The sequence below is a fragment of the Streptomyces anatolicus genome, from assembly GCF_019400875.1.
In the GTDB taxonomy this organism is placed as follows: Bacteria; Actinomycetota; Actinomycetes; order Streptomycetales; family Streptomycetaceae; genus Streptomyces; species Streptomyces anatolicus.
Genome location: NZ_WMBF01000321.1, coordinates 1 through 7,284, shown reverse-complemented (window position 1 = coordinate 7,284; position 7,284 = coordinate 1). Strand labels below are relative to the sequence as shown.

The following is a 7,284-nucleotide window of genomic DNA, read 5'->3' as shown; positions in this document are numbered from 1 at the left end:
GTAGGGGGCCGAGCGGGGGTGGCGGCGGCGCCAGCGGTCCCACAGCAGGTCGACGAAGGCGTGGTTGAGCCAGAACACGGGGTCGTTCACCGAGGCGCCGCCCAGCATGTGCCCGCCGACCCAGCGGTGGACCCGGTTGTGGTTGCGCCACCGCTCCTTGCCCGACGCCGACGTCCAGCCCTCCAGCTTGTTGCGGAAGCCCTGGGGCGCGCGGGAGTCCCACGGCGGCACGTCGTAGCGCGGATCGGCCATCGCCCAGGCCACGTCCCGCCGCGTGGGCAGGTCGAGGGGGTCGCGCGGGCGTCCGAGGTCGCGGGTGAGGAACTTCCCGTCGGTGACACCCTCCTTGATGACCCAGTGGCCGTGCTTGTAGGCGAACGGGCCCGTCGTGACCCGTCGGTCGGAGCGCCGCCCGTTCCCGCCCATCAGGTCCTCGCCCCACAGTGAAGAGGCCGGGCTGCGGTCCTTCGTCCAGTCCCAGTACGGGACGGTGACACCGGGGTCGATCCGCTGGAGGGCCCGCTCGAACTCGATCAGGAAGCGACGGTGCCAGGGGAAGAACGACGGGGTCATGTGCGCGACCCGGAGCCTGTCCTCACCGTCCGACACGTAGTAGTCGATGTGCATCCGGACGAATTCGTCGTACTCCCCCCTGCGCTTGAGCTTCAGGACCGCGTCGACGAACCTGCGCCGCTCGGCCCGGCTGAGGCTGCTCTGGTTCTTGCGCGTGTGGGCCATGTCCGTCCGTTCTGCCGTCCGGGGCGGTGCGGCCGGCTCAGTGCCCGCGGCCGCTCAGGGCTTGGGAGGGGCCGAGTTCGTCGACGGCCGCGCGGGCGGCGGCGAGCGGTGTCGCGTACGACTGGAAGTGGTCGACCGCGCTGAAATAGCCGCCGTCCGCCCGGCGCATGAGCCCGAGCGGCCGCCCGTCGACGGTGACGCTCCAGCCCCCCGGAGCGTGCGGGTCCCGCGAGGCGACCGACTCGCCCTGGATGCGACGGCCCCGGTACATCTCGTCGAACGACGGTTCGCCGGGCAGCGGTTCGCCTGACGGCGGGTCGTCGAGCGCGACCGGCGGGCTCGCCTCGCGCGGCGTCTGCGCGAGGCGGAATACGCTCCCGGCGGCGAGCAGCGCGGAGGCCGCGACGCCGAGGAGGTGGCGGCGCGTCACGCGGTCGATGAGCCGCGGGGCCGGGGGCTCCTGGCAGGGGGCGGTGTGGGCCCGGCTCGGGACCGGGCCCACACGGTTCAGCAGGGGCGCCACGGTCAGGTGAGGCCGAGCGCGGTCGTCGGCTGGGCGCTCAGCCTCGGCGCGTGGAGCCCCGCGCTGGGCAGCTGGGGAGCGGGCAGCCCCCACAGTTCGGCGCGCGGCGTGGTCAGCGGGAGACCGAGTCCGGCGCCCGGCGTGGTGGCCCTGACGTCGGAGGCGCTCAGCTCGGCTTCGACCGCGTCGACGCTGTGGTCGCCGAGCACGTCGGAGAGGGGGGCCCGCACCCGGGCGGACGGGAGGCTGTTGTTGACCGGGACGCGCGGCACCACGTGGTCGGGCAGCAGCTGGCCCTCCACGTAGTCGGGGCCTTCCGGGCTGCCGCTGGGCAGGGGGACCGGGAGGCCGAGGGTGATCTCGGGGGCCTGCACCCCCAGGGCGTACTCGACACCCTGCAGCGGGACGCTCACCTCGGACTGCTCGGCCGCCGCGGCGGACGCGCCGCCGCCGGCCGCCGCCGCGCATGCGATGACCGCGGCGAGGGCGCCTCGGGTTGACTTCTTCATTGCGGGTCTCGTCCTTTCACTGTGACGGCCGAGCGGCCGTCACCGAATCAACGATCCTGGGCCGATATCAGCGCAAACTTCGCCCGACTGAACCAATTCCCGTGGATTTCGCGGGTTCAGTCATTCCAGAAGTCCGGTGGCGCTCATTCAGCGCAGGCTTCGCGCGGGCAGCAGGCAGTGGCCGGAGTTGAGCAGGGTCTCCTCGTCGCCCGCGAACTCGGCGAGGCGCTTCTCGTCGACGGGCTCGCCCGGCTTGGCGTCCGGCCACGCGCGCGTGGTGACCATGAAGTAGGCGTGGCCGCGCTGCTTCACCGCGGCGAGCCACTCCGGCGGCACCACGCACTGCGCGTGCAGGTGCGGCATGGAGACCACCGCCTGGTCGGTCTCGACGAGGAGGCTGACGGGCAGGGACGGGTTGCGCGAACCGTCCACGACGGGCCCGCCGACGGGCAGCCCCGTGTCCCGGAGCAGGACGCGCATGGCCTCGGCCGTCGCCTCCGGCCCGCCCTCCGTGTCGCCCAGGGAGTAGGCGAGCAGGAAGGGCATGTCCTGCTCCTCGTCGGGGTGTTCGCCGCTCCAGGCAAGAACAGCCAGGGTTCCGAGGTCGGTTGCTTGGAAAGGGCGCTGTTCGCTGGTTGAGGTCATGGGGGGAACCGTATAGACGGCGGAGGGTCCATTCCCTTCCGCTGTCACCCAATTGGCCGAGCGCGGGGCTTCCATCACACGATGGGGTCATTCGGCTCTCTCCGATGACGTGCGGGTACGCGAAAGGGCCGGCCCGTGGAAGAGGGGGCCGGCCCTTGCGTCGTCGCGTGTTCCCTTTTCCCGATCGGGGCAGTACACCGCAGCGGAAAGGGGAAGGAACCGAGGGTTACTTGGCGAGGGGAAGTCCACCGAGCATCTTCGTCGGGCCGCCACCGGCGTTCAGGCCCTCCGCGGTGTCGTTGACGGTGTTGACGACCGAGTTCTCGTTCTCGGTGTCGAGCATGTTGGTGCTCACCGGCTTGGTGTCGAGCAGGGGCTGGCCGGCAAGGGTCTCAAGTCCGCCGTTCAGGCTGGTGGGCGTCAGGCCGCCGGCGAACGCGGGCGCGGCGGAACCGGCGATGGCGATCGAACCGGCAAGGACAGCGGCAGCCTTCAGGGCCTTCATCATGTTCCTTTCTTCGGCGACTCGCGCCGCCATATGGGAGCACCGTTCAGGCATCGTTTGCCTGGCGTCTCATTCACCGGGACTAACGAGACAAGGCCGGTGCGGAAACCCCTGGTCCGGAAAGTTCCCGCCGGCCCGCTCAAATGAAGAACGCATCGCATTCTCATATCAACCGGCCTGTTTTTATACGGCGGCGGCACGGGCGGTGGCACGGGCGGCACGGGCGGCCGGGGCCCCGACATGCGGAACGGCCGCCCCCGCCTTCGCGGGGACGGCCGTTCGGACAGACGACGCGTCAGTCGTTGACGCACGTGTTGCCGAACGCCGGGTTCAGCAGACCGATGATGTTGATGGAGTTGCCGCAGACGTTCACGGGGATGTGGACCGGCACCTGGAGAGCGTTGCCGGAGAGGACGCCCGGGGAGTTGGTGGCGGCGCCCTGCGCGCCGGCGTCGGCGGCAGCGACACCCGCGCTTCCGGCCACGGCGGCGGCGGCAACGGCGGACAGGGCGAGAGCCTTGGTGGTACGCGACATGGAGTGCTGCTCCTTGGTAAGGGTGCGACGTACGGGCCGGGTGCCCGTATACAGGGATCAACTGCCGAGCCGGACGGCGAGTTGTGCGCCCAGACGAGTGATGTGCGGCGGGCCCCCACGTACGAGATCGCCGATTCACCATGCCCTTCACCAATCCGACACACGTACTCAGGTTGACGGAGCGGCGCCTCGCAGCGGCTACAGTTGCCCTTCTATTTAGGGCATTTCAGTCATACGCGCCAGATTCGCGTAATTGATGCGAACCTCTCATCTCCGCTGTGGTCAGAGCTACTCACACGTCGGAAGGCCAACGCCGTCATGCCACGGATCCTGCACGTCAGCCAGCCCGTGGACGGAGGTGTGGCGCGGGTCGTCACCGAGCTGGCCGCCGCTCAGGCGGCGGCGGGGATGGATGTCCACGTGGCCTGCCCTGCCGAGGGTCCCCTGCCGCGCGCGCTGGGCGCCGCCGGGCGCGGGGTGCGCGGCCACCCCTGGGCGGCGTCGCGCTCCCCCGGCCCCGGGCTGCGCACCGAGGTGGCGGAGCTGCACCGCGTCATCGACGCCGTACGGCCCACGCTCGTCCACGCCCACAGCGCCAAGGCCGGGCTCGCCGCGCGGCTCGCCCTGCGCGGGCGCGTCCCGACCGTCTTCCAGCCGCACGCCTGGTCCTTCGAGGCGGTCGGCGGGAGCACCGCGCTGCTCGCCCGGTTCTGGGAGCGCCGCGCGGCCCGCTGGACGGACCGTGTCGTCTGCGTCAGCGAGGCCGAATGGATCACCGGCCGCCGCGCGGGCATCCCGGGCTCCTACGTGGTCGTCCCCAACGGAGTGGACGTGGACCGCTTCTCACCCGGCGCCGCACGGCAGGCCCGCGACCGGCTGCTGCCCACCGCCTTCGCCCGCGCTCCCCTGGTGGTGTGCGTGGGCAGGCTGTGCCGGCAGAAGGGGCAGGACGTCCTGCTGCGCGCCTGGACCTCGGTCGCCGCGCGGGTGCCGGGAGCGCGGCTCGTCCTCGTCGGGGACGGGCCGGACGCCGGCCGGCTGCGCGCGGGGGCGGAAGCGTCCGTGACGTTCGCCGGGGCGGCCAGGGAGACCGCCGACTGGTACCGCGCCGCCGACGTGGTGGTGCTGCCCTCCCGGTGGGAGGGGATGGCGCTGGCCCCGCTCGAGGCCATGGCCTGCGGGCGGCCGGTCGTCGTCACCGATGTGAACGGCGCCCGGGAGAGCCTGCCGTCGGCGGGCCGCGCCCACGGCCTCGTACCGCCCGAGGATCCCGCCGCGCTGGCCCGGGCCCTCGTCGCCCTGCTGCGGGACGCGGAGCTGCGCGACGCGCTCGGCAGGCGGGGCCGTCGGCATGTCCTGGACCACCACGACGCGCGTCGCACCGCGGACGCGATCGACGTGGTGTACCGCGAGCTTCTGGGCGCGGCGCCCACCAAGTACAGGGAGTGCACCACCACGTGAGTGCGGAACGAACCGTTGCCTCCTCGTCAGGTCCGACACGGCAGGACACCCACGCCCCGCAGGACACCCACGCTGCCCCGGGCGCCCTCGCCTCGCAGGACACTCACGCCCCACCGGGCGCCCACGCCCCGCAGGACACCCACACCTCACCGGCCGCCCACGCCCCGTCCGGAAGCTTTGTCATCGGGCCGCGGGGGGCGCGGGGTTCGCGCGCCGGGGCGCGGGCGCGGCGTCCCGCCCGGCGCCGCCGCTCGGTCGCCGCCCTGGTGGCCGTCGACTCCGCCGCCGCGCTGCTCGCCCTGCTCCTGCTCGACGAACCGCGGTGGTACGCCGTGCTGGCGCCCCTGCTCCTGGTCGCCGTCCTCACCCTGAACGCGCAGGGGCGCCTGTACGCGTACACGCCGCTGCCCGCCACCCTCGACGAGGTGCCCTCGCTGAGCGGGCGGATCGCGCTCGGCCTCGCCCTCACCGCCGTCCTCGCCCCGGCGCTGCCCGCCCCCGTGCCGCCGCTGCCCCTGTCGGCCCTGGCCACCGTGGGCGCCGCCCAGTGCCTGCTCGCCGTCGGGGGGCGCGCCCTGGTGCACTGGCAGCGGCGGGCGGACGTCCTGCGCAGGCCCCGGCCCGTGCTGGTGTGCGGCCCCTGCGGCGAGGCGCGGGCGGTGGCGGCGGCCCTGCTGCGGCGCCCCCGCTGCGGCATGCGGCCCGTGGGCGTGGTGAGCGAGGCCGACCAGCAGGGCGAGGGGTCCGCCGCCGAACCGCCACCCGGGCCCGGTGACGAGGGGGCCGCCCCCGAACTGCCCGTGCTCGGCACGGAGGACGAACTGCACCGGGCGGTGATCCAGAACGACGTACAGGCCGTGCTCCTGCTCCCCGGCGGCGGCCCCGGGCTCACGGGACGGCTGCCGGTGCTGACCGGCCTTGGCTGCGACCTGTGGGAGATCGGGCCGCGCCACCCGCAGCTCGGCCCGGCACGGGAAGGGGCCCGGCGGTATGTGGCCGGGTTCTCCTGCCGTCCGCTGGAGGCGGCGGGGCCGCGCGGGACGAGCGTGGGCAAGCGGCTGCTGGACATCACGGTGGCCGGGTCGCTGCTGCTGGTGGCGGCGCCGGTGCTCGCGGTCTGCGCGCTGGTGCTGCGGGCCGTGGAGGGGCCCGGTGTGATCTTCCGTCAGGAGCGGGTCGGCAAGGACGGACGCCTGTTCACCCTGCTGAAGTTCCGGACCCACCGGCCCGCCGACCCCCAGGAGGCGGCGACGCGGTGGAGCGTCGCCGACGAGCGGCGGATGAACGCGTTCTGCCGCTTCCTGCGGAGCACCTCGCTGGACGAGCTGCCGCAGCTGTGGAACGTACTGCGCGGCGACATGAGCCTGGTCGGGCCACGCCCCGAACGCCCCTTCTTCGTGGCGCAGTTCAGCCAGACCTACCCCGACTACGCGCGCCGGCACCGGATGCCGACCGGCATCACCGGGCTCGCCCAGATCCACGGCCTGCGCGGGGACACCTCCATTGAGGACCGGTGCCGCTTCGACAACGCCTACATCGACAGCTGGTCCTTCTGGCAGGACATGTGCATCCTGCTGCGCACCCTCGGCGTCCTGCTGCGCCGCACGGGGAGCTGAGCACGGTGACCCCACGCGACGCCGTGGCGCGCGAACTGCGGCACGCCGCCCCCGTCCTGCCCGTCGTCCTGCTCATCGCGCTGCTCGCCCTGCCGATGCCGAGCGGCGGCGGGACGAGCGGCACCGGCGCCGGACCCGGGACCGGCACGGTCGCCGACGCCGTCTCCGCCCTGGTCGTCGGCTACTGCGTCGTCCACCTGGCGCGCACCGGGCGGCGCCCGCTGAGCCGGACCGCCGCCGTGCTCCTCGGGCTCCCGGTCGTCGGCGTCACGGTGGCCGCCTTCGGCGCCTCCTCCGCGGCGACCGGTGTCGCGGGGGCCGCGCGCTACCTCCAGATCTTCGTGCTGGTCCCGGCGACCGTGCTGATCCTGGTCCGGGACGCGCGCCACTTCCGCCTGCTCGCCTGGTCGTTCGTGGCGCTGGCGCTGTGGCAGGGCGGGATCGGCGTACAGCAGTACCTGACGGGCACCGGGGCCTCGTACATGGGCGAGGACATCCGGGCCGTGGGCACGTTCGGCTCCACGGACGTCATGGGGATGGCCACGGTCGTCTCGTACGGGCTCGTCTGCGCCCTCGCGCTCGCCTTCCGGCCAGGGGCGCCGCGCGGGCGTGTCGCGGCGGGCGTGTGCGCGGCCCTGCTGACCGTGCCGCTCGCGCTCTCGTTCAGCCGGGGGGCGTGGATCGCGACGGCCGCGGCCTGCCTCGGCGTCCTGCTGCTCGCCGGGGCGCGCCGGGCGGGCACGGTCCTGCTG

The 7,284-nt window shown here is 73.6% G+C and carries 8 protein-coding genes and 1 pseudogene; 3 read left to right on the top strand and 6 right to left on the bottom strand.

All coding sequences use genetic code 11. The annotated features are described in order from the left end of the window. The 6 genes from GKQ77_RS23595 to GKQ77_RS23570 form a co-directional block, all read right to left on the bottom strand. The coding region (locus GKQ77_RS23595) for a tyrosinase family protein (protein ID WP_219690930.1) at positions 1-738 on the bottom strand (738 nt) is incomplete at its 3' end. Between the two features lie 37 nt (positions 739-775). After that, on the bottom strand, positions 776-1,168 hold the full coding sequence (locus GKQ77_RS23590) for a tyrosinase family oxidase copper chaperone (RefSeq protein WP_308117762.1): 393 nt from the start codon (positions 1,166-1,168) through the stop codon (positions 776-778). Between the two features lie 95 nt (positions 1,169-1,263). Beyond that, the gene (locus tag GKQ77_RS23585; RefSeq protein ID WP_219690929.1) at positions 1,264-1,770 is read right to left on the bottom strand and encodes a hypothetical protein; all 507 of its coding nucleotides are present in this window, start codon (positions 1,768-1,770) and stop codon (positions 1,264-1,266) included. A gap of 147 nt (positions 1,771-1,917) precedes the next feature. Then, the gene (locus GKQ77_RS23580) at positions 1,918-2,415 is read right to left on the bottom strand and encodes a DUF5949 family protein (protein WP_219690927.1); all 498 of its coding nucleotides are present in this window, start codon (positions 2,413-2,415) and stop codon (positions 1,918-1,920) included. Positions 2,416-2,641: 226 nt separating this feature from the next. Beyond that, positions 2,642-2,923: a hypothetical protein gene (locus tag GKQ77_RS23575; RefSeq protein ID WP_372459967.1), complete on the bottom strand. Its 282-nt coding sequence runs from the start codon at positions 2,921-2,923 to the stop codon at positions 2,642-2,644. A 292-nt stretch (positions 2,924-3,215) separates the two neighbouring features. Next, positions 3,216-3,455, bottom strand: coding sequence for a chaplin (locus GKQ77_RS23570; protein ID WP_219690926.1), 240 nt, complete (start codon positions 3,453-3,455; stop codon positions 3,216-3,218). A 318-nt stretch (positions 3,456-3,773) separates the two neighbouring features. Here GKQ77_RS23570 and GKQ77_RS23565 point away from each other — a divergent pair, with 318 nt between their 5' ends. The 3 genes and pseudogenes from GKQ77_RS23565 to GKQ77_RS23555 form a co-directional block, all read left to right on the top strand. Continuing rightward, positions 3,774-4,916: a glycosyltransferase gene (locus tag GKQ77_RS23565; RefSeq protein ID WP_219690925.1), complete on the top strand. Its 1,143-nt coding sequence runs from the start codon at positions 3,774-3,776 to the stop codon at positions 4,914-4,916. Continuing rightward, positions 4,913-6,532 carry an exopolysaccharide biosynthesis polyprenyl glycosylphosphotransferase gene (locus tag GKQ77_RS23560; protein WP_219690924.1) on the top strand — a complete coding sequence of 540 codons (1,620 nt, stop codon included), beginning with the start codon at positions 4,913-4,915 and terminating at the stop codon, positions 6,530-6,532. Before GKQ77_RS23565 ends, GKQ77_RS23560 begins: the two co-directional genes overlap by 4 nt. A 5-nt stretch (positions 6,533-6,537) precedes the next feature. Continuing rightward, positions 6,538-7,284: pseudogene (locus tag GKQ77_RS23555) on the top strand (O-antigen ligase family protein); the annotation flags it as partial.